Consider the following 20,784-nt stretch of genomic DNA (forward strand, 5'->3'; position numbering starts at 1 on the left):
TTCACAATGAGATCAAAAATATATTCCCTATTTTCATTATTTATCCTCTTAGCCCTATTTCCTTCTCAGCAGACTAAGGAGATTCCATTACAATACAGTACTTCGGGTTATGCGGAAAGCCATCTTTCTTCCAAAAAAATAATCCCATCTGATATTTTAGTTCCCTCTGTGAAAGCAGAAATGAATGTGAATGAGTCCGGAGCTCTGACTTATACGCTTCCAATAGAAGTTATAAAGGGAATGAATAATTTTCAACCTAATATCTCTCTTACTTATAATAGCTTGACAGGAAACGGACAGGCGGGTTGGGGATGGAATATAATAGGACTCTCTATGATTTCACGTGGTGGTAAAAGTAAGGAAATAGATGGTATTACTATAGGAAGCCAGTTTGATAATACAGACCCTTATTATTTAGATGGCCAAAGACTGATCAAAATTAATGAAACTACTTTTAGCACAGAAAGGTTTTCCAAACTTAAGGTTAGCAAGCCTGCATTAGGAGAATATCAGTTTATTATCCAGTATCCCGATGGAAAAGTTGCCAAATATAAAGAATTGATAAACGGACAGTTTTATATTTCCTCTTTCACAGATTCATTTAATAATGAAATACATTATTCTTACCAGACTGAAAATAATGTTCCGGTCATTACAAAAATTTCGTACGGAGGAACAAGTTCTGCCAATGATAAATTTTATATCAACTTCACATATAAAGCTAGACAAAAAAACATTAAGATCTTTAGAAAAGGTATATCCTATATCACATCAAAGGTCTTATCAGAAGTAATTACAGGATCTACATATACCCCTCTATACAGAAAATATATATTTACTCATGACTTTATTGAGGATAACACTGTAGAGCGTTTAAGAACAGTTATTGTCACAAATGAAAATGGAGAAAGTCTAAAACCGCTCAATTTTAATTATAATATATCTTCCCAGGGAACAGTAAAAATGACCAGTGGAAGTCCACAATCTACATTAGGAAGCAATACTACAGGGCTGGGAAGTGTAACAGTTGGAAATTTTCTGTCTAGTGATAATGATAAAATGCAACCTGTATTCCAGGAAAGGCTTACTAGTGGCTATAGTATAAAAGTAGGTGCAGGAGAGAACTCTACTCATGTTTCCGGTATTTCTGTTAATAATTCAGGTACTTTGTTATTTTCTGGTAAAGTATTGGATCTGAACAATAGAATAATGGAAAAAGATCAGCTCATAGTCGTTAATGAGATACCTGTGGGAACTGCAGACGAAATTAACCCCAACAACCCCTCAAACCAGCAGCTGAAAGATGAAGTTAATTTTGAAATCAAAAATCTGATTACCGGTGAACAAAGAAAAGTAATTGTTCCAGTAAAAGGAGGAATGGTAGAAGTTCAGACCTACATTCCACCAGACCCATATGATAATTACCGTGATGGAACCTATGAAACATCCTATACACGTGATGAAACCAGAAGAGAATATGTACAAGGAGATTTTAATAATGATGGTCTGGTAGATTTCTTAATTATAGAACCTAAAAATTTGACCAGGGGAAACCGTCTCTATTGGGTAGAAGTTGGAAAGCAAAACTCAGGAATGTCGGTTCAAGCAACTCCTGTTATTCTTAATGAAACCTTATTTCTTCATGGTAAAGACATCTATCCTATAGAATTTGACGGAGATGGTATTCCTGAATTACTCATCGTAGATAAGTATAACGCAAAGTATTCAGTTTATAAAATAAATTTCAGCAACAATACTTTGAGTACTTTAGTATCAAATGCTGTTCTTTCCAATTTTGGAAGTAAAACACCTCTCTTTCTAGGAGATTTTAATGGGGATGGATTAACTGATTTTATTACTCCGCAAACCGTGTACGAAATTCCTGAGGATGATAACTCTGGATTAAAGCTTGCAGATACTTATTATCGAATGCAGACTGAAACACTTCTTTGGTGGAAATACACAGGAAACGGGGTTTCATTGGAAAAAAAACAGGAAGATTATACCCTACAAAAAATTGCCTACCTAAAGCCTTCTCAGAATAATTATATTAAAAGAACCACTTTCTGGCAAAAGTTCTGGAATGGGAAGCCAGATGAATATGCATATACGAGATATTCTACGCATAATATTATTATTACTGACTTCAATAATGACGGTCGATCAGACATTATCACCTTTAACAAAATTGGAAAGGCTAAATACAATGCCAATGGTTCACTGGCTGGTATTCCAATAGACAATGTGGGTAGTAATTTAACCAGAATGACTGCTCCTGTTGTATATGAGTCATTTAATTCTGTAATTGCTAACCGGATTAATTTTTATGAAAATAAAAATCTGAATGGAGGTACATTTCAGCAGTTATCGACTCTTTCCTTAGAGAACAATAAAATATCTCCACTTTCTCTTATTCTTTCTACTAAAAATTTTGATTACCTCAACACATCCCAATCTGGAGTTTATATTTATGATCCTTTGATAGGCTTTTCCAGTAATATTGTTATTGATAACAGCAATTTCCTTGAAAAGCAAATTCAGGAGGTAAATAATGGTACAGATGTCTTACAAAAAGTGGAATACAGAAACATGATTCCTAAGGATAAGTATTTCTCTCAGGATCACAGTGAGGTCACTTACCTTTATAGACCACAGGGTGCTCAAATATACCCCTATTATGTTCACAAGGAGAATCCAGCACTTTACCTTGTAGCAAAGATTCATACGCTCTTTGATAACAAAATCTTAACGAAGGAATACCGATATGAAAACGGTATACAGCATCTGGAGGGGAAAGGCTTTATGGGATTCCAGAAAACCTATTCCAGCGATGCATACGAATCTGAAATAAAAGATGGGAAATACATCAATAAAAATCCTGTAAATGCTGTTTTCTGGAATATCACAACCAGATTACCGGAAATGGATAATGCTGTGATGAGTTCCACTTATGGGGGAATTACTAAGTTTTTTACTGAGAATATAAGTCAAAATAAAAAATTTGATATAGGGAATCACCAGTACCTGATCCTAGCCACAGATGAAATTTCAATAGACTATTTGAAAAATGTTACCATTAGAAAAAAATATGTTTATGATGAAGCAGATGATCTGAAACTTAAGACAGCCTACACAGATTTCAGCGGAGCCGGATCTTCCATATCCAATTATATTTATAAACCTGAATTTTCAAATGGAGAACATTATTTCTATGGCAAAATAGCTTCTGTAGAAAATATAGTTTCGAAAGACGGACTGTCCTTTACCACCAGGGATGAATCTGACTATTTTCCTGATGGAAGTGTTTCGCAGGTAAGAAAATATGGTAACCAATCCGGAGCAGCACCTGTTGTTACAGCATATACTTACGATAACATCGGGAATCTGAAAACCCAGACTTTATCTGCTGCCGGGGTAACATCACAAACCACTACGTATGAATATGAAACCACGGGCAGGTATATAAATAAAACTATTACTCCACATGGGCTGTACTCCACTGCTATCATTGATGCGCTGGGACGTACATCCTCTGAAGTATCTCCCTTGGGGCTTACCACATCTTATGCATACGATTCATGGGGAAATATTAAAGAAATAACTGATTTCCTTGGGAAGAAAACAACAATATCCAAATCTGCAGCCGATGCTTCCACAGGAGGTGTATATAATCTTCATAAGAAAAGAGAAGAGGGAACAGAGACTGTTGTTACTTTCGATAAATTTGACAGGGAGGTCCAGTCTAAAACACAGTCTATTAATGGAAAATGGACTGCTGTAAAAACCCAATATGATATTTTAGGCAGAAAAATCAAATTTTCAGAACCATTCTACGAAGGGGAGCCTGTAAGGTGGAACTTGATAGAATATGACGAGCTGAGTCGCCCTGCAAAGAATACCGATTACAAAGGATACGAAATAATGACCTGCTATGAAGGGTTGAAAGTAACCGTAGATGATCTGCTCACTAAGAAGACCTCCAAAACCCTTGATGCTATGGGACATACCATAAGACAGCAGGATCAGGGTGGTGTTATCAACTATTATTATTATCCTAACGGAGCAATTAAGGAAACAAATTATGAAGGAATAAAAACAACCTTTGAAATTGATGGCTGGGGCAATAAAACGAAAATGACAGATCCCTCTGCCGGAACTTTCACCTATGAATATGACACTTTAAGTAGACTTACCAAAGAAACTACCCCCAAAGGATATACTTTGTACAGCTATGATGATCTGGGAAGACCTCTTACGGAAAAGACCTATGGGAATACTCCTGCTGAAAATACAACGATAGAGAAAACCTATACTTATAACGGGCAGACCAAGCTTCCTGAAACCATTACAGGACTAAGCAACGGAAAAACATTTATCTACACTACTTATTATGATCAATACTTCAGGATAAAGGGTAAGAAAGAGCAGACTCCAGACTTTACCTATACATCATCCACTACCTTTGACGCATTGGGAAGAGCCGATATTGTAAGTATGTCTACTACCTTAGTAAACCCCAACTATACTTCAAGCTCTGCTGTTAAAAATGTATATGATACCAATGGAATTCTGATCCAGCAGAATGACAATGCCACAGGGGCTATGATATGGCATTTGTCTGACATGAGTGCAAGAGGCCAGGTAAAACAGAGCGAATATGGGAATGGATATACTTTGGTGAACCAGTACTATGATCTTGATTATTCTTTATTTAACATCAAACATCAGAATGTCAACAATGGAAATGTGGCACTGGATATGGATTACAATCAGAATTCATCCCGTGGGATTCTGAATTTCAGGAGAAACAACATTTTTGGAAAAAAGGAAGATTTTACTTATGATCTCCTCAACAGGTTACTGACAGAAGCTGTAAATGGTGTTATAACCAACCAGTACACCTATGATAAGAGAGGAAGAATAACCTCCAATACAGAGCTTGGTAAATACAATTATAACGAAACAGATTACAGGCTTCAGGGAATTGACTTCAATACCAACGGGCAGAATGTAAATACACAGAGAGGTTTTGCCACCATAAAATATAATGCCTTTAAAAGCCCGCTCCAGATTACTCTGGCAGGTAAAGAAGATCTGAGTTTTGACTACAACATTCTCAAAACAAGGTATTCTATGAAGTCCTCTGTTACAGGGCGGCAAAAGTTCTATTCATCTGATTTTGCGGTAGAGATTACCAAGGAAGCTAATGGAAAGACTCAGCTTATCACCTACGTTACCGGAGATCCTTACACCGCCAACTATATCAAAAAAGAAGTGCTGAATGGAGGAACACTTGCTGAGAATGCGAACTATTACCTGCACCGGGATAATGTAGGAAGTATTGTGGCCATCTCTAAAACGGATGGTTCAGTAGTGGAAAAACGTTTCTTTGATGCATGGGGTAATCTGAAAGGCATTGTAAATGCGGCAGGGCAGATGATTACTGATCCCACAGCCATTAGCAATTATACATCATTTCTGGACAGAGGGTATACAGGGCATGAACATCTCTGGAAAACTGGACTTATCAATATGAATGCCCGCCTGTATGATCCTGTTCTGAGGAGATTCCTAAGCCCGGATAATCTGGTGCAAGACCCTTTCAATACCCAGAGTTATAACCGGTTCGGATATGTATATAATAATCCTTTGTTGTATGTGGATATAGATGGTAATGAAGCAATAACACTGGGGACTGCCATTATCATTGGGATTGCCGTAGCAATCACTACCAAAGCCATCATGAATATGATAAGCGGCATCCCAGTATGGTACGGTATGGGAAAAGCGGCAGTAATGGGAGCTGTTTCCGGAGCTATAAGTTTTGGGATCGGGGCCGCAGCTACCTCACTGTTTGGTCAGGTTCTTACCGTAGGAAAAGCGATCTTTGAAGCAGGGGCACATGCCCTTACAAGTGGAACTATGTCTGCTATTGATGGTGGAAAATTTGAAGCAGGAGCATTGAGCGGTGCAATTTCTTCCTTCATGGCCAGTGGAATACAAAGTTTAGGTATAAATTTTGGTGCAAGTACCGATACCAGAACTGTTTATAATATCTTTGGAAGAGATTATATGAAGGCAACAATGCTTGCCATGGGAGGTTTATCCGGCGGAATCTCCTCTACCATTGCAGGAGGAAACTTCTGGGATGGTTTCAGACAGGGAATTATTACTAGTGGATTGAATCACTTGGGGCATTTAGCAGGTACAGCCATAGAGTATAAAAACAGACTGGCAGGGTTTTTAGTAAAAAATGGAATTATGCCTTATGACCCTGCTACAACAGAAAGTTTGAAGAAAATAATAGCATTATTTACAACAGATGGACAATGGGTAAAAGTTGCAGATGAAAAAACATTGGCAGATTGGTCAGAAGGATATCTACCATATAAAATTAATAATGATAAATTATTGGAGCTGTTAATAAATAGTCCAAATTCACAAGCTAGAGTCTCTTGGGCAATAACTAACCCTATTAATGGAAAAATTATACTTGCACCAAAACTATTAGATACTATAGAAGAAAATTTTAAGGCTGCATCAGTAATTATTCATGAGCAGGATCATTACTGTAATTTCCAAATGGGGCTTTTGCAAGGAAATAGCTATATTGCACAAGAAATGAATGAATTATCTGCATATAATGCTGCTGCCCAATGGACTGGTTTTATGGAAAAGCAAGGATATGTACATGCACAGAATGTTTCCTTATTTTTCTTTAATTTGTTGCATCATTAACTGATAGAATTATGAAAAAAATGTTGTTTTTACCGTTTTCTTTATTATTTATCTTTTGCTCTAATCAAATGAAAATAAATAAAGGTAAAGATATTGATATTATTCTAAAAGAAGGAAAATATAATATAAGTGATAATAGTAAAAAAAAGTATGTAATTATAAACAATACGAATTATTATTATATAATAGACCCCAATGGATTTTATGGGACGTCTTATACTTTGGAGAATAATAGAAAAATTATTCCAATTAATTATTTTACCAGAGGCTATTACAGTCGTTTTGATAATAACGATTGTAAAAGAGATTTACTGATTATTGGTCCTAAAGAGTCAAAAGAAGTTGCGCTAAGTTTAAATAGTAAAGATAATAGCATATATGATTATAATAAAGAAAAAAGCTATATATTATTTGTAAAATCTTTTCATAATAGATATAATGCTACTATCTTAGGTTGTGATAATTATGTAAGCGACTTAGAAGCTAAAGGATATAAAGTATTAGAAGATAGTATTGTTGCAAAAATACCTTTAGTTCCTTAGATTGTATTTTTTTTAAATATAGCTGATAGTAGCTTATTATACTTTAATGAGCTTTATGAAGTCACTATGTTTGTAATGAAAAGCTTATCCGGCGGTATCTCCTCTACCATTGCAGGAGGAAACTTCTGGGACGGTTTCAGACAGCTTAGTTATTTTGACCAAATTACTAATAACAAAACCGCTCCCAAAGGAAGCGGTTTTAAATTTATCTAAAAATCCCAATTAGAATATCGCTGGATATTTCTGAGGATTTGTTTCATTAAACATAGTATAGATTTTTTCTACCATATCGTCTGTAGACGGCTTGCTGAAATAATCACCATCACTTGCGTAAGCAGGTCTGTGATCATTTGCAGAGATCGTCAACGGATCTGAATCCAGATATCTGAAAGCTTTCTGCTTTTCAAGGATCTGTTGCAGGATAAAGCCTGTAGTTCCCCCTTCCACATCTTCGTCAATCACTACCAATCTGTTGGTTTTCTTAACACTTTCAGCAATTTCGTGAGATAAATCGAAAGGAATCAACGACTGAATATCAATCACTTCTGCAGAAATTCCTAATTTTTCCAATTCATTAGCGGCTTCCGTTACAATTCTCCATGTGGAACCGTACGTTACCAAAGTAACATCTTTTCCTTCTTTTGTAACTTCAATTTTCCCTACAGGAACTGTGAATTCACCTAAGTTATCCGGTTGTTTTTCTTTTAATCTGTATCCGTTCAGACATTCTACGATGATCGCAGGTTCGTCAGCCTGAAGCATCGTGTTGTAGAATCCTGCTGCTTTTGTAAGGTTTCTAGGTACCAATACTAAAATACCTTTTGAAAGGTTCAGAATACCAGCCATTGGAGAACCAGAGTGCCAGATTCCTTCTAATCTGTGACCTCTTGTTCTGATGATCAGCGGAGCTTTCTGACCTCCTTTTGTTCTGTAATGTACCGTTGCCAGATCATCACTCATTCCCTGTAAACAGTAAAGAACATAGTCTAAGTACTGGATTTCAGCAATAGGTCTTAAACCTCTCATCGCCATACCAATTCCCTGTCCAAGGATCGTTGCTTCACGGATTCCTGTATCAGCGATACGTAGAGCACCGTATTTTTCCTGCATTCCTTCCAATCCCTGGTTGACGTCACCGATATTTCCGGTATCCTCTCCAAAGATTAAAGTTTCAGGATATTTTTCAAAAATTTTGTCGAAATTGTTTCTGATCACTACTCTTCCGTCTACATCTTCAGAGCTGTCAGAATATACAGGCTTAATTTCCTGTACGTTTTCAGCTTTCCACTCAGACTGAGAATATAAGTGAGAAGAATAGTTATCTTTTTCAACAGCAGATACTTCATTGTATTTCTGCATCAATTGATTTCTTTCCGCAGAATTCGTTCCTCTTGTCGCCAGTAAAGTCTGTCTTACCAAATGGAAAATATCTTTCTTCGCTTTTGAAACTAATTTGTTGAAATGAGCAATATAAGTTTCCACTTCAGCATTTTGTCCTTTAAGGTTTTCTACTAAAGGTAAAATAGACTGAATAAGTTCTGAAATGGCTTTCTGATAGTTTTCCCAGGCTACTTTCTGACCTGTTTTTGCTGCTTTTTTCGCTTCTTCATCTATCGCCTCCAATTCTTCAGCAGTAGCTATTACTTCCTCTTTTCCATCAATTTCGATAGAATAGTTCAGAATCCACTCTTTGAATTTTGCCAGTCCGTCATACTCTGCTTCCCAAGCGAGACGTTCTTCGTTTTTATATCTTTCGTGAGATCCGGATGTAGAATGTCCCTGTGGCTGAGTAACATCTACCACGTGCACTACTACCGGTACACTTTCTGTTCTTGCAAAATGTTCTGCCTTAGCATAAGCATCTAATAATGCAGGATAATCCCAGGCTCTTACCTGGATAATCTCACATCCCTGGTTTTCTCCTTCTTTTCTCTGGAAACCACTTAGCATTTCACTGATATCAGCTTTTGCTCTCTGATTTTTCGTAGGAACTGAAATTCCGTATCCGTCATCCCAGATCGAAACGATCATAGGAACCTGAAGCGCACATGCTGCATTCAGAGTTTCCCAGAAGTGTCCTTCTGCTGTAGAAGCATCCCCAATAGTTCCGAAAGCAATTTCATTACCTTCTCTTGAGAATTTTTCTGAACCATCAAATTTTACACTTTTATAGATCGTTGAAGCCTGAGCTAATCCCAATAATCTTGGCATTTGTCCGGCTGTAGGAGAAATATCGGAAGAAATATTTTTCTGAGCTGTCAAATCTTTCCAGCTTCCGTCTTCATGTAAACTTCTTGTTGCAAAATGCCCGTTCATCTGTCTTCCCGCTGAAGCAGGCTCTCTTTCCACACTGGTATCTGCGTACATCTGTGCAAAGAAACTTTCTACTGTTAAGGCATCTATTGCCAATGCAAAAGTCTGATCCCTGTAATATCCTGAACGGAAGTCTCCATTTCTGAAAACTTTCGCCATTGCAAGCTGAGGAAGTTCTTTTCCATCCCCAAAAATTCCAAATTTAGCTTTTCCAGTGAGTACTTCTCTCCTTCCGAGATAAGACATTTCACGAGAGATCCTTCCTAACCTGTAGTCTCCAAGTATCTGATTTTTAAAATCTTGAAAGGATATTTGCTGTGTTTCAATATAGGTTGTTTGCATAGCTAAGTAAAAAAGTTTTTTAATCTTCAAGTATTTTGCTAATATACACTTTTTAAATTAATTTTAATTTTTAATAATCTTTTTTAAAAATTTGATAATAAAAAAAATTGTGCTTTATTTTGAAAAAAATTGTAAAAGATGGAAAAAAAGTCTCCCCACATCTTGAATGCATCCAGCAATCTTTTAGGATTTTCCTTACTCATTATCACCTCACTGAAAATCTCTAAGATCAGTCAGCATACCTATTTGGACGAATTTGCAGGATTTGCCTGTATCCTTTTTGCCTGCAGCTGTTTCTTTTCATTTCTGGCGATCAGAACTAGCAATAGAAAGCGGGAATCTACGTTTGAGAACATTGCGGATTATTTATTTTTAATCGCTTTATTTTGTATAGTTCTAGCCGTTATTATTGTAACCCTGAAAATTATTTAATTTAAATTTTTCGCTTAATTAAACAATCGACGGTAATATATAAGGATAATCATATAAAAACATGAGAATTGATTAAATTGTTCATTCTCATTTTTTATACTGAACTAATATCAGATTCTGAATATAAAAGAGAAAGTGTTCTGCATACATTTTCAGTTTCCTGAAAACATATGCAAAACACTTTAGTTTTAATTATAATAAAAGGTAGAGTTATATCTTCTGAACAGTTACATTGGTAACATTTCCGCTTCCTGTAGATCCTGTTTCTGTTGAAATAATCGTAGCATTCTGATTGGGAGCTGCTGTAAAACGAATCTGGTATCCCGCTGTAGGAGCTACCACTACGGTTGTATAATTCATCAGCTCACCTACTGTCCCTGAAGCAGCCACTGCATTATAATGGCTTCCTCTGCCCAGGTAATTAGCATCCGGCACAGGTCTTATACCAATAAGCAACTGAGTATCTGCAGGCATATTGGTAAAACTTGCCTGTAATGTTACCAGATAATTTCCAGCCTGATTAAAAGTCATTACTCCAGTTCCGGTATTATAGGAATAGAAGGGAGAAGTTGCTATAGGCGCAGCGAATAATAAAGTAGTAATGGTTGATGAACTAATGTTCTGGTTGGCCGCTAAACGTGCGTGAAAAAGCGAATAAGCGGTAAAGTCTATAGTCTTTAGTACTCCGGTAGCATCCGCTACAACCACTCTGTCTGTTCCTCCGATACCTATATTTGAATTGATATTACGGATACGGGCATTTCCCGAAGCTACGTCTAACTTTTCACTTGGGGAAGTTGTACCAATCCCTACTTTAGCAGTAGAAGTTATACTAAAATCATTATCCTGTTGAGCTGCGGAAGGAACTCCGGTAGCAGGATTATCTTTAGAACCGTCAATATGAAAAGTTGTTTGGGGATTCTGAGTACCTATTCCCACTTGTGCATACGTGATGAAACCTGAACTGATAGCACACGCTATCATCATTGTCTGAATTTTTTTCATTATTTGTTGTTTTTTCTTAGGACAAATTAACAAAAATTATATAGAACCTCAATGAATTGTTAACAACCACTTTATTTGAATATTGCAAAATATTAGTTTACAGCAATTTACTAATATAAAAAAATACCATTAATCACAACTGATTGAATTATTGAAAGATAGCTCTGTTTTTTCTCCAATAATGAAAAATTTACATACCACACGGGAATAACGGAAAATAAGTGAATAAAAAAATCAGAATGCTAAAAAAACATCAACATCAGAATTTTCGCTCAATGACATAATCGAGCATAATATGTAACGATTTCCTTGCTTCAGAATCCGGAAATTCATTCAGAATATCTTTGGCTTTTTGCTGGAAATCCTTCATGATGGTAATAGCATATTCCAATCCACCTGAACTTTTAACAAATTCTATAAGCTCTTTTACACGCTTAGGATTGTTATTATATCGTTTTATGGTATCGAAATAGTACTTTCTGTCTTTTTCACTGGCAATCTTTAAGGTATGAATCAAAGGCAGCGTCATTTTCTGTTCTTTAATATCAATCCCTACCGGTTTACCGATCACGTTCGAACTTAAATAATCGAAAAGGTCATCCTTTATCTGGAATGCCATTCCGGTAAAAGTACCGAAATCCATCATCTTTTTGGCAAGAGCTTCGTCTGCATTATTGGAAAGAACGCCTATTTCACAACATGCAGCGATCAAAGTAGCTGTTTTCTGGCGGATAATTTCATAATACACCTCTTCCGTGATATCCAGTTTTCTGGCTTTCTCCAGCTGAAGAAGTTCTCCTTCAGACATTTCACGAATCGTTCTGGAAATCACCCCAAGCAGGTCATAATCTTTGTGGTCTGTGGATAATAAAACTGACTTAGATAAAAGATAATCTCCTACCAGAACTGCAATCTTATTTTTCCACAAAGCATTGATTGAAAAGAAATTACGACGTTTAAAACTTTCATCCACCACATCATCATGTACCAGAGTAGCAGTGTGGATCAGCTCGATCATAGAAGCACCACGATACGTTTTTTCTGTCACTTCACCCACCAGTTTGGCACAAAGAAACACAAACATAGGACGCATCTGCTTTCCTTTGGTGGTCACAATAAAACGGGTTACTTTATCCAATAAAGCTACTTTACTCTGCATTGACTCATAAAACTTCTGTTCAAAAAGTTTCATTTCATCATTGATCGGTCGTTTAATCTCTTCTACTGTATTTGCCACAATCTGCGAATGCTGGGTGAATAATTATTAATTCTCACAAAGATAATTTTTTTCGCTCAATTTTAAGGTAAATTAATCTTTGAGTTGAGCTTTCGGGATAAAATAAAATGAAGGTTTTGTAGTTCCCAATGGAGACCTGAACTTTTCTCCTGAAATATAAATTCCCGTTTCATCTACACTTATCCCTTCAATCTGTGCTAATGCAAGCGCAGTTCCAAGGTAATAATGCTTTGGTTTTTCTTTAAAAAATATGCCTGGTTCTGTTTCTGTAAAAATATCTAAAAAGACTTCTGTTTTCCTGGTATATCCCACCAAATAAAGCTTTTTATCAAAATAAGAGGCATCTGTAACCACAAAACCTGTTTTATAGGTTTCTATTTTTTCTGCTTTTTGAAGCTCTGACATTTCAGGGTCTACGACATAATGGGAAGTGGCCTTAGAAGCCCATTCTTTGGTAAATATATGCAGCTTCCCATTCAGATAAATCATGGCTTCTGCATCGAAGTCGTTCTTTATATTTTTAGAAATAAATTCGGTCTGTTCAGGATAATAAAAAGAAATAGATGTTCCATCTAAAGCCCTTTCTGAACCAGGAATCTTAGTTACATTAGACATATCAAGACGTTCGTAAGGAACTTTGTAAATCATGAGATCCTTTCTTGTTCCTGCATTATTTCCGAAATCTCCGATGTAGAAATTCTCACCATCATTGGCTAGTGCTTCCCAATCTGTGTTGATTAAATTGGTTTTCAGTGTTCTGATAATTTCGCCACTCTTTTTATCCAATTCAAAAAGCTCGGCAGTATTTCCACTGTCGTTGAATGTATATAATTTACCGTTTAAAATATTCAGTCCTGAGGTTTCCTCAATCTTGTCATCCAGATAATTAACTCTGTATTTTTTTATTTTCAGAAAATCGGTCTGCTGAGAAAATGCAGATTGACCAACGAAAAGAGCAATAATCAGAAAGAGTTTTTTCATAAGACAAAAGTAGGGTTTTATTCTGAGGTGAGATGTGGGTATTGAGTTGGAGAGTTGGAGAGTTTGAGTAAGATATGAGATTCGGGTTTCGGGATGCGGGTTTGAGGGGAGCATGTAGATTCCCCTATGGAATGACGTAGTGTATGGATAAATTAAGCTTCCTGTTTGTCATTCCAAAGAATCTAAATATTGTATATAGTCAATGGGAAAAAATTCTGGATTTTTGAAGAGATTTATTGTTTTGCTTATTCTCTTCTTAAAAAGAAAAGCAGACCAAAATAGCCTGCTTTTCACTTAGATTTCTATTGATTTTAAATCAGAAGTTAAGCAGTTTTCTGCTCTTTCTGATTTTGCTGTTGTTCTTTCTTTCTGGCCTGCCTGGCAAAATATTCTTTCTGATATTGTCTTACCGTCTTTCCGGTTCCGTCATGTCTCCATCCAGGTGAATTGAAAATATAATTGATTCTGTCTGTGAACTTTAATCCAGGCTGCTTCAGATCTTTCCAGATTTTTCTCCATTCATAAAAAAGAACAGTATCTGGTCTGTTATCCGGCATTTTTGGATAGATTCCATATTTCACGGGTACATTCGGATCTTCTTTTTGAAAGGTTCCGAATATTTTATCCCAGATAATGAGACACATTCCCATGTTTTTATCCAGGTATTTTACATTACATGCGTGGTGCACACGGTGGTGGGAAGGGGTTACCAAAATATATTCCAAGAACCCCATACTCTTCACAGTTTGCGTATGTACCCATGTTCCATACACTTGCCCGATCGCATAAGCCACCATGATATGCCATGGATTGAATCCTAAAAATGCCAGCGGTGAAAAATATAAATATCTGTAAAGCGGCTGTAATACAGGGCTTCTGAATCCTGTTGTCAGGTTAAAATATTCTGAACTGTGGTGGGTAATATGAACTGCCCAGAATGCTCTGGAACGGTGGTCTACATAATGTAATACGTAATAAGCAAAGTCTGTGATTATAAAACAAACCAGCAAATACCAGATGCTAAGATCCCATGAGAAAATCCTGTGATGGTAAAAGAAAAACATCACTCCCATGGCAAATGCCTTCATGATAAGGTCAAGACCAAAGTTCATCAATGCAAGATAAACATTGGTGGCAAGATCTTTTCCACTATATAACTTAGCTTCCGAAACGTGGCTGTAAATCATTTCAGCTAAAATAACAGTAGCATGCAACGGAATAGCCCATGCATACACATTTTCCAGCCCATCCTCGCTCATAAGAAAATCCATCATCACAAAATAATTTGTGCAAAGGTAGGGTTTTAACCTATTTTTTAAGAAAGTTTTAGGCTTTTTTTAAGGAAATTTTAATCTGTTGTTTTGTTGGCTAACTGTCCGCAAGCGGCATCAATATCACCACCACGGCTTCTTCTGACCATTACCGTTACCCCTGCATTTTCAAGCTGTCGGATGTAATTTTCTTCTGCCTGTTTGTTGCACTGATCGTATTTTCCATCTCCGATCGGGTTGTACTGGATAAGATTTACTTTTGAAGGAACCTGTTTGCAGTATCTGATTAAAGCTTTAATATCTTCGTCCCCATCATTGATTCCTTTCCATACGCAGTATTCAAAAGTAATCACAGAACCTGTCTTTTGATACCAGTACTGAAGAGCCTCCATAATATCCGTCAACGGGAATTTATCAGAGAAAGGCATGATCTCATTACGCTTGGATTCGATAGCAGAGTGAAGGGATAAAGCCAGCTTCACACGCAGTTCGTCATCAGCAAGCATTTTGATCATCTTAGGAATACCGGATGTAGAAACGGTAATTCTTCTTGGAGACATTCCCAAACCTTCCGGCTGGGTAATTTTTTTGATGGCTTCCACTACGTTTTTGTAATTCATCATCGGCTCTCCCATCCCCATAAATACGATATTGGAAAGTGGTCTGTCGAAATACATTCTGCTCTGGCTGTCAATCAGGGCTACCTGATCTACAATCTCAGCGACTTCAAGGTTTCTCATCCTTTTCAGTCTTGCTGTAGCACAGAATTCGCAGTTTAATGAGCATCCTACCTGTGAAGACACACAGGCTGTAGTTCTTGTTTCTGTAGGAATAAGAACAGACTCCACCATCAGCCCGTCATGAAGTTTCACTCCGTTTTTGATGGTTCCGTCAGAACTTTTCTGAAGAAGGTCTACGGAAACAGGATTAATGGTATATTCTTCCGAAATTCTCTCACGAAGTGATTTGGAAAGATTCGTCATTTCGTCAATCGAATGGAGGTTTTTACTCCATAGCCAGTCATAGACCTGTTTCGCACGAAACGGCTTTTCTCCTAAAGATACAAAGTAGTCTTTAAGCTGGTCTAATGATAATGTACGGATATCTTTCATAATATTAAAGAGCCAGGTTAAAAGTAAAAGGTTTAAAGTTGAGTATTGTTAACTATTGCAGCCAAAATGTTTTTCAATTCGTTACTTTCATTCAATAAAGCTTTAAATTCCTCAGAATCATAACCATCCAGTTCTTCTAAAACCCGAAGCCAGAAATGACTTTCTCTAGCTTCTCTTAAAGCAATTTTTACTTTATTTTTAAAATCTGCTTTAGAAGATCCTGCCTGGGATTCTTCATAGCACCTATTGAAGTAGCTGATTTCCCGAGTTGAAATCTTATTAATTTACTTTCAGAATCATTGGGGAGTGTTCTTAAAAACTTAAGACAATTAACTCCAAATGTAAAAGTTCTGATAAGTAAATCATTTTGTCTCATTTCTACTTGTATTACCTTTAACTTGGCTCTTTTTACTTTTTTTATAGAATTAACATTGCGTCACCGTAAGAATAGAATTTATACTTTTCTTTTACAGCTTCTTCATAAGCATGCATTACGAAATCTCTTCCGGCAAATGCAGCAATCATCATGATCAAAGTAGACTTCGGTGTGTGGAAGTTCGTGATCATTGAGTTGGCTACTCCGAAATCGTGAGGAGGATAAATGAATTTGTTTGTCCATCCGTTGAAAGCAGAGATTTTTTTGTTTGAAGAAACAGAAGTTTCCAATGCTCTCATTGTAGTAGTACCTACGGCACATACTCTTCTGTGAGATTCTACCGCTTTGTTAATGATGGCAGCATTTTTCTCATCAATGATGATCTCTTCAGACTCCATTTTATGCTTAGAAAGATCTTCTACCTCAATCGGGTTGAATGTTCCCAAACCTACGTGAAGCGTAACTTCAGCAAAATTGATTCCTTTGATCTCTAATCTCTTCATCAAATGCTTAGAGAAGTGAAGACCTGCTGTAGGGGCAGCTACTGCTCCTTCTACTTTTGCATAGATCGTCTGATATCTTTCTGCATCTTCCGGCTCTACTGCTCTTTTGATATATTTTGGAAGTGGAGTTTCTCCCAATTCTTTCAATTTCGTTCTGAATTCGTCGTAAGAACCGTCGAATAAGAATCTTAATGTTCTTCCTCTTGAAGTCGTGTTATCAATAACCTCAGCTACCAAAGACTCATCTTCTGTGAAGAATAATTTGTTACCAATTCTGATTTTTCTTGCAGGGTCTACCAAAACGTCCCAAACTCTTGTTTCTTTATCAAGCTCTCTTAATAAGAAAACTTCAATTTTCGCACCTGTTTTTTCTTTATTTCCGTAAAGACGTGCAGGGAAAACTTTTGTATTGTTGAAGATGAACAAATCTTCTTCATCAAAATAATCCACAACATCCTTGAATAATTTGTGCTCGATAGTTTGTGTTTTTCTATCAAGTACCATTAATCTCGCTTCGTCTCTGTGCTCTGATGGGTGTTCTGCTAATAATTCCGCAGGAAGATCAAAATTAAAATCTGATGTTTTCATTTTTTAAATTACGGTTTAAAAATTATTGAAATTACAAGGTGTAATTTTCGGAGTGCAAATATACGACATTGAACACCCCTTTGTCAAGTATTATTTACAATCAAATATAAAACCGTGATTTTACGGGGATTTCCAAGGCATAAAAAGAGTATTTTTGGAAAAATTAAAATTCAACATGGAATCTGTAAGTAAAATATACTTCATTGATAATCCGTATCCTAATGGCCACAAAATTGAAACTTTCAGCTGGAGTGGAAGAATTGATGAATATGGATTTATCTGGTTTGATTTTCATTTAAAAACTGAAAATTATTACGCCAATGATGATCAAAACAGTGAAGAAGAAGACGAAGATCTGTCCGACTGGGACTCCAAAATTGTATGGGGAAACTACCATGCCTGTACACTTTCGTCCAACTATTGGGGTGAACAAAGAGGCATCAGAATTAACAATCTTGATGAAAAACTAGATTTCGATACCGTTGTTAAAAATGATCTTTTCAGTAATGATCTCCCTTCTGAAAACCATTTTGATGATGATGACCTTGCCTTCAACATCTATCTGCTGGGACATGACAGCTGTGCGGGACATCAGATCCGGTTTTCAAAAACAGATAATAACCGATATGATATTGCATGGACGGGTAAAATAGCATTGACCTATGCGGGTGATGATGAATTTTCACATGATTTCAAAGCGCAGATTTTCAATGCTGAATTTGAAGGTTTTCATTATCCCAAAACCTGGTCACTGGAAAAAGCAACTGAAATGTTCAAAGCCAGACTTGCCCGTTTTGAAACGTATGAATTTGTAGATCTGAATCCTAAAAGTAACAAAAGAGAGTATAAACTCGACAAACTAAAGTAATAACACTATAATTAAAAAATATCATTATGAGTAAATATTCGATTGAAGCATTTATCAACGAAACGAAAGAGAATCCGCAGCAAAGAGATTATTTTGAACTGGAAACGAAACATCTTCTGGAAATCAACCTTAATAATCAGGCGGTATGGACCAAAAGAGGAAGTATGGTAAGCTATGTGGGAAATATCAATTTTGAAAGACAGGGAATGCTTTCCGGAGGACTTGGAAATCTTCTGAAGAAAGCGATCAGCGGTGAAGGTGCCAGGCTGATGAAAGCAGAAGGAACCGGAAAACTATATGTTGCAGATTCCGGTAAGAAAGTCCGTATTCTTTATCTGAATAATGAATCTGTATGTGTAAACGGAAATGATATTCTTGCCCATGAACAAAGTGTAAAAAGTGATATCACCATGCTTAAAAGTATTGCAGGGATGATGTCCGGAGGGCTTTTTCAGGCAAAACTTTCAGGAACGGGACATATCGCCATTACTACTCACGGTGATCCTTTAACTTTACTTGTAACTCCCGATACTCCTGTCTTTACAGATCCTAATGCTACTGTGGCATGGTCCGGAAACTTAAGCCCGGAACTGAAAACGAATGTTTCTTTCAAAAGCCTTATCGGCAGAGGAAGCGGTGAAGAGTTTCAGATGAAGTTCTCAGGGCACGGATGGGTACTGATTCAACCGTATGAAGAGGTATACTATATGGAAAAATAAAACAGACAAATTATAGAATTGATTTAAAATATTCGTAATCATTAAAATGCAGCCAATGAAGACCCTTATCAAGCTATTTTTCGCAGTCATTATACTTCCCAACCTAATGATTGCTCAGACTTCAAAGAAAAATTACGAATATTCTATAGATCTTCTTCATATGACCAATGATGAAGTCCGGGTATCTTTTTCGCCTCCAAAGAACAATCTTAAGCAGGGCAAATTTATCATTCCCAAACTGGTACCCGGGTTTTATCAGGCTATGAATTTCGGACAATATATTTCTGATTTCACCGCCACCGATAAAAACGGTAAAAAAGTAGTAACCGAACGTCTGGATAAAAACAGCTGGATGGTACATGATCTTAATCGTGTAAAGAAAATATCTTATCAGGTAGCCGATGGATGGGATTCTCTTGAAAAAGAATCTAATGAGGCAAGATCTGCCGGCAGCATGTTTATAAAAGACAGCGTTTTTGTCATCAACTATAATTCTTTAGTGGGATATTTTGAAGAAATGAAAGATATTCCTTATCAGATTACCGTTACAAAGAATAAGGATTTCTACGCATCTTCTGCTTTAGATTATCAGCAGAAAAATAAAAATACGGATATGGTTTGGGCAAAGGATTACCGTGAGCTGGTAGATTCTCCCGTTTTATATTCCGTTCCTGATACCACGTGGTTGAAAATAGGCCATACCAAAGTGCTTGTATCGTTCTACAACAAAAAGGAAAGACATTACTCCAAAACGATTGCCCACGAAATAGAAAATATTCTGAAAAATCAGCAGGCTTATCTTGGTGGAACATTACCCGTCAACAAATATGCTTTTCTGATTTATTATGAATCTTCCAATGAGAATGGATTTTTAGGAGACGGACTTGAACATTCCCACTCCACAGTCTGCCTGTACCGTTCCGGAAGTATGAAGTTTCTTCCAAATGCTTTAAACAGGGTTGCTTCTCACGAATTTTTCCATGTTGTCACCCCGCTCAACATTCATTCAGGAGAAATTCAGCATTATGATTTCCTGAATCCTGTCATGTCTCAACACCTTTGGTTATATGAAGGGATGACGGAATATGCGACCATTCATATGCCTATCAAACAAAAAATGATCAGTCTGGAAGATTTTGAAAAAAGCCTGGAAGAAAAGATCAATGGCATGAAAGCATTTGACAACACTCTATCTTTAACAGAAATGAGTAAAAAATCTATGGAAAGGCAGGACCAGTACATGAACTTTTATATGAAAGGAGCATTAATCGGCTTGTGTCTGGACATAAGACTGAGAGAACTTTCTAACGGGAAAATGGGAACTCAGGATCTGATGCAGATGCTTATGAAAAAATATGGAGCAGGTCAATATTTTAATGATGATGAACTTTTTGATGAGATTACCAAAATGACCTATCCTGATATACGTACTTTTTTCAGAGATTTCGTAGAAGGCACTCAGCCTATTCCTTTAAAAGAGTATCTGGAAAAAGCAGGATTCAACTATGATGAAGCTACCGGAAAGGTAACTCCTGTTTCCAACCCCGATTCAAAACAAATTGCATTAAGAAAAGCCTGGATCAATCAATAAATTTTCACGCATATAACAAAATATGTAAAAAAAATATAAATGAGCAAAACCAAGAAAAAAGTGAAAATTAATAATCAATAATTTAATAACTACAAAACCGTTCAACTTTAAAATCCAACAAGCTACAAATTCTCACCAACCACCTCTATTACTTCATTCTCCTAAT

15 protein-coding genes are annotated in these 20,784 nt (G+C 36.6%); 7 read left to right on the forward strand and 8 right to left on the reverse strand.

All coding sequences use genetic code 11. The annotated features are described in order from the left end of the window. Nucleotides 1–6 precede the first annotated feature (6 nt). The 3 genes from RAH34_RS18005 to RAH34_RS18015 all read left to right on the forward strand — a co-directional run bounded on the left by RAH34_RS18005 (nucleotide 7) and on the right by RAH34_RS18015 (nucleotide 7,493). Nucleotides 7–6,738 (forward strand): RHS repeat-associated core domain-containing protein, encoded by a 6,732-nt coding sequence (locus RAH34_RS18005; protein WP_306597032.1) that lies wholly within the window; start codon nucleotides 7–9, stop codon nucleotides 6,736–6,738. Between the two features lie 11 nt (nucleotides 6,739–6,749). Then, nucleotides 6,750–7,280: a hypothetical protein gene (locus tag RAH34_RS18010; RefSeq protein ID WP_120231767.1), complete on the forward strand. Its 531-nt coding sequence runs from the start codon at nucleotides 6,750–6,752 to the stop codon at nucleotides 7,278–7,280. A gap of 75 nt (nucleotides 7,281–7,355) precedes the next feature. Further along, entirely contained in the window at nucleotides 7,356–7,493 is a 138-nt protein-coding gene (locus RAH34_RS18015) for a hypothetical protein (RefSeq protein WP_306597033.1), read from the forward strand. Nucleotides 7,494–7,502: 9 nt separating this feature from the next. Here the strand turns inward: RAH34_RS18015 and RAH34_RS18020 are convergent, their stop codons facing one another. After that, a complete protein-coding gene (locus tag RAH34_RS18020; protein WP_306597035.1) occupies nucleotides 7,503–9,935 on the reverse strand; it encodes a thiamine pyrophosphate-dependent enzyme in 2,433 nt (810 codons plus the stop codon). A 138-nt stretch (nucleotides 9,936–10,073) separates the two neighbouring features. Here RAH34_RS18020 and RAH34_RS18025 point away from each other — a divergent pair, with 138 nt between their 5' ends. After that, nucleotides 10,074–10,367: a hypothetical protein gene (locus RAH34_RS18025; RefSeq protein WP_114821750.1), complete on the forward strand. Its 294-nt coding sequence runs from the start codon at nucleotides 10,074–10,076 to the stop codon at nucleotides 10,365–10,367. Between the two features lie 210 nt (nucleotides 10,368–10,577). Here RAH34_RS18025 and RAH34_RS18030 read toward each other — a convergent pair whose 3' ends face one another. The 7 genes from RAH34_RS18030 to queA form a co-directional block, all read right to left on the reverse strand. Then, the gene (locus RAH34_RS18030) at nucleotides 10,578–11,372 is read right to left on the reverse strand and encodes a hypothetical protein (RefSeq protein WP_306597037.1); all 795 of its coding nucleotides are present in this window, start codon (nucleotides 11,370–11,372) and stop codon (nucleotides 10,578–10,580) included. A 259-nt stretch (nucleotides 11,373–11,631) separates the two neighbouring features. Beyond that, complete coding sequence (locus RAH34_RS18035) at nucleotides 11,632–12,609, reverse strand: polyprenyl synthetase family protein (protein ID WP_034696374.1); 978 nt, start codon at nucleotides 12,607–12,609, stop codon at nucleotides 11,632–11,634. A 72-nt stretch (nucleotides 12,610–12,681) separates the two neighbouring features. Then, entirely contained in the window at nucleotides 12,682–13,590 is a 909-nt protein-coding gene (locus RAH34_RS18040; RefSeq protein WP_306597038.1) for a hypothetical protein, read from the reverse strand. A gap of 323 nt (nucleotides 13,591–13,913) precedes the next feature. Further along, a complete protein-coding gene (locus tag RAH34_RS18045) occupies nucleotides 13,914–14,864 on the reverse strand; it encodes a sterol desaturase family protein (protein WP_114821747.1) in 951 nt (316 codons plus the stop codon). A 74-nt stretch (nucleotides 14,865–14,938) separates the two neighbouring features. Beyond that, nucleotides 14,939–15,973, reverse strand: coding sequence for a 23S rRNA (adenine(2503)-C(2))-methyltransferase RlmN (gene rlmN / locus RAH34_RS18050; protein ID WP_114821746.1), 1,035 nt, complete (start codon nucleotides 15,971–15,973; stop codon nucleotides 14,939–14,941). 32 nt (nucleotides 15,974–16,005) lie between these two features. Then, nucleotides 16,006–16,257 (reverse strand): four helix bundle protein, encoded by a 252-nt coding sequence (locus tag RAH34_RS18055; RefSeq protein ID WP_306597095.1) that lies wholly within the window; start codon nucleotides 16,255–16,257, stop codon nucleotides 16,006–16,008. Nucleotides 16,258–16,390: 133 nt separating this feature from the next. Next, complete coding sequence (queA, locus tag RAH34_RS18060) at nucleotides 16,391–17,440, reverse strand: tRNA preQ1(34) S-adenosylmethionine ribosyltransferase-isomerase QueA (RefSeq protein WP_034696367.1); 1,050 nt, start codon at nucleotides 17,438–17,440, stop codon at nucleotides 16,391–16,393. Between the two features lie 154 nt (nucleotides 17,441–17,594). Between queA and RAH34_RS18065 the strand changes: the two genes are divergently transcribed. The 3 genes from RAH34_RS18065 to RAH34_RS18075 are packed head-to-tail and all read left to right on the forward strand — an operon-like array spanning nucleotide 17,595 to nucleotide 20,618. Further along, nucleotides 17,595–18,308 carry a hypothetical protein gene (locus RAH34_RS18065; protein ID WP_228412022.1) on the forward strand — a complete coding sequence of 238 codons (714 nt, stop codon included), beginning with the start codon at nucleotides 17,595–17,597 and terminating at the stop codon, nucleotides 18,306–18,308. Nucleotides 18,309–18,334: 26 nt separating this feature from the next. Then, nucleotides 18,335–19,027, forward strand: coding sequence for an AIM24 family protein (locus RAH34_RS18070; protein WP_047433734.1), 693 nt, complete (start codon nucleotides 18,335–18,337; stop codon nucleotides 19,025–19,027). Between the two features lie 55 nt (nucleotides 19,028–19,082). Further along, nucleotides 19,083–20,618 (forward strand): hypothetical protein, encoded by a 1,536-nt coding sequence (locus tag RAH34_RS18075; protein ID WP_306597039.1) that lies wholly within the window; start codon nucleotides 19,083–19,085, stop codon nucleotides 20,616–20,618. The last annotated feature ends 166 nt before the right edge of the window (nucleotides 20,619–20,784 follow it).

Origin of the sequence: Chryseobacterium sp. WLY505 (assembly GCF_030846215.1) — a bacterium.
In the GTDB taxonomy this organism is placed as follows: domain Bacteria; phylum Bacteroidota; class Bacteroidia; order Flavobacteriales; family Weeksellaceae; genus Chryseobacterium.

Coding starts and splice junctions, on each gene's coding strand:
- RAH34_RS18005 (WP_306597032.1), top strand. CDS start 7: ATGAGATCAAAAATATATTCCCTATTTTCATTATTTATCCTCTTAGCC.
- RAH34_RS18010 (WP_120231767.1), top strand. CDS start 6,750: ATGAAAAAAATGTTGTTTTTACCGTTTTCTTTATTATTTATCTTTTGC.
- RAH34_RS18015 (WP_306597033.1), top strand. CDS start 7,356: ATGAAAAGCTTATCCGGCGGTATCTCCTCTACCATTGCAGGAGGAAAC.
- RAH34_RS18020 (WP_306597035.1), bottom strand. CDS start 9,935: ATGCAAACAACCTATATTGAAACACAGCAAATATCCTTTCAAGATTTT.
- RAH34_RS18025 (WP_114821750.1), top strand. CDS start 10,074: ATGGAAAAAAAGTCTCCCCACATCTTGAATGCATCCAGCAATCTTTTA.
- RAH34_RS18030 (WP_306597037.1), bottom strand. CDS start 11,372: ATGAAAAAAATTCAGACAATGATGATAGCGTGTGCTATCAGTTCAGGT.
- RAH34_RS18040 (WP_306597038.1), bottom strand. CDS start 13,590: ATGAAAAAACTCTTTCTGATTATTGCTCTTTTCGTTGGTCAATCTGCA.
- RAH34_RS18045 (WP_114821747.1), bottom strand. CDS start 14,864: ATGATGGATTTTCTTATGAGCGAGGATGGGCTGGAAAATGTGTATGCA.
- rlmN (WP_114821746.1), bottom strand. CDS start 15,973: ATGAAAGATATCCGTACATTATCATTAGACCAGCTTAAAGACTACTTT.
- queA (WP_034696367.1), bottom strand. CDS start 17,440: ATGAAAACATCAGATTTTAATTTTGATCTTCCTGCGGAATTATTAGCA.
- RAH34_RS18070 (WP_047433734.1), top strand. CDS start 18,335: ATGAGTAAATATTCGATTGAAGCATTTATCAACGAAACGAAAGAGAAT.
- RAH34_RS18075 (WP_306597039.1), top strand. CDS start 19,083: ATGAAGACCCTTATCAAGCTATTTTTCGCAGTCATTATACTTCCCAAC.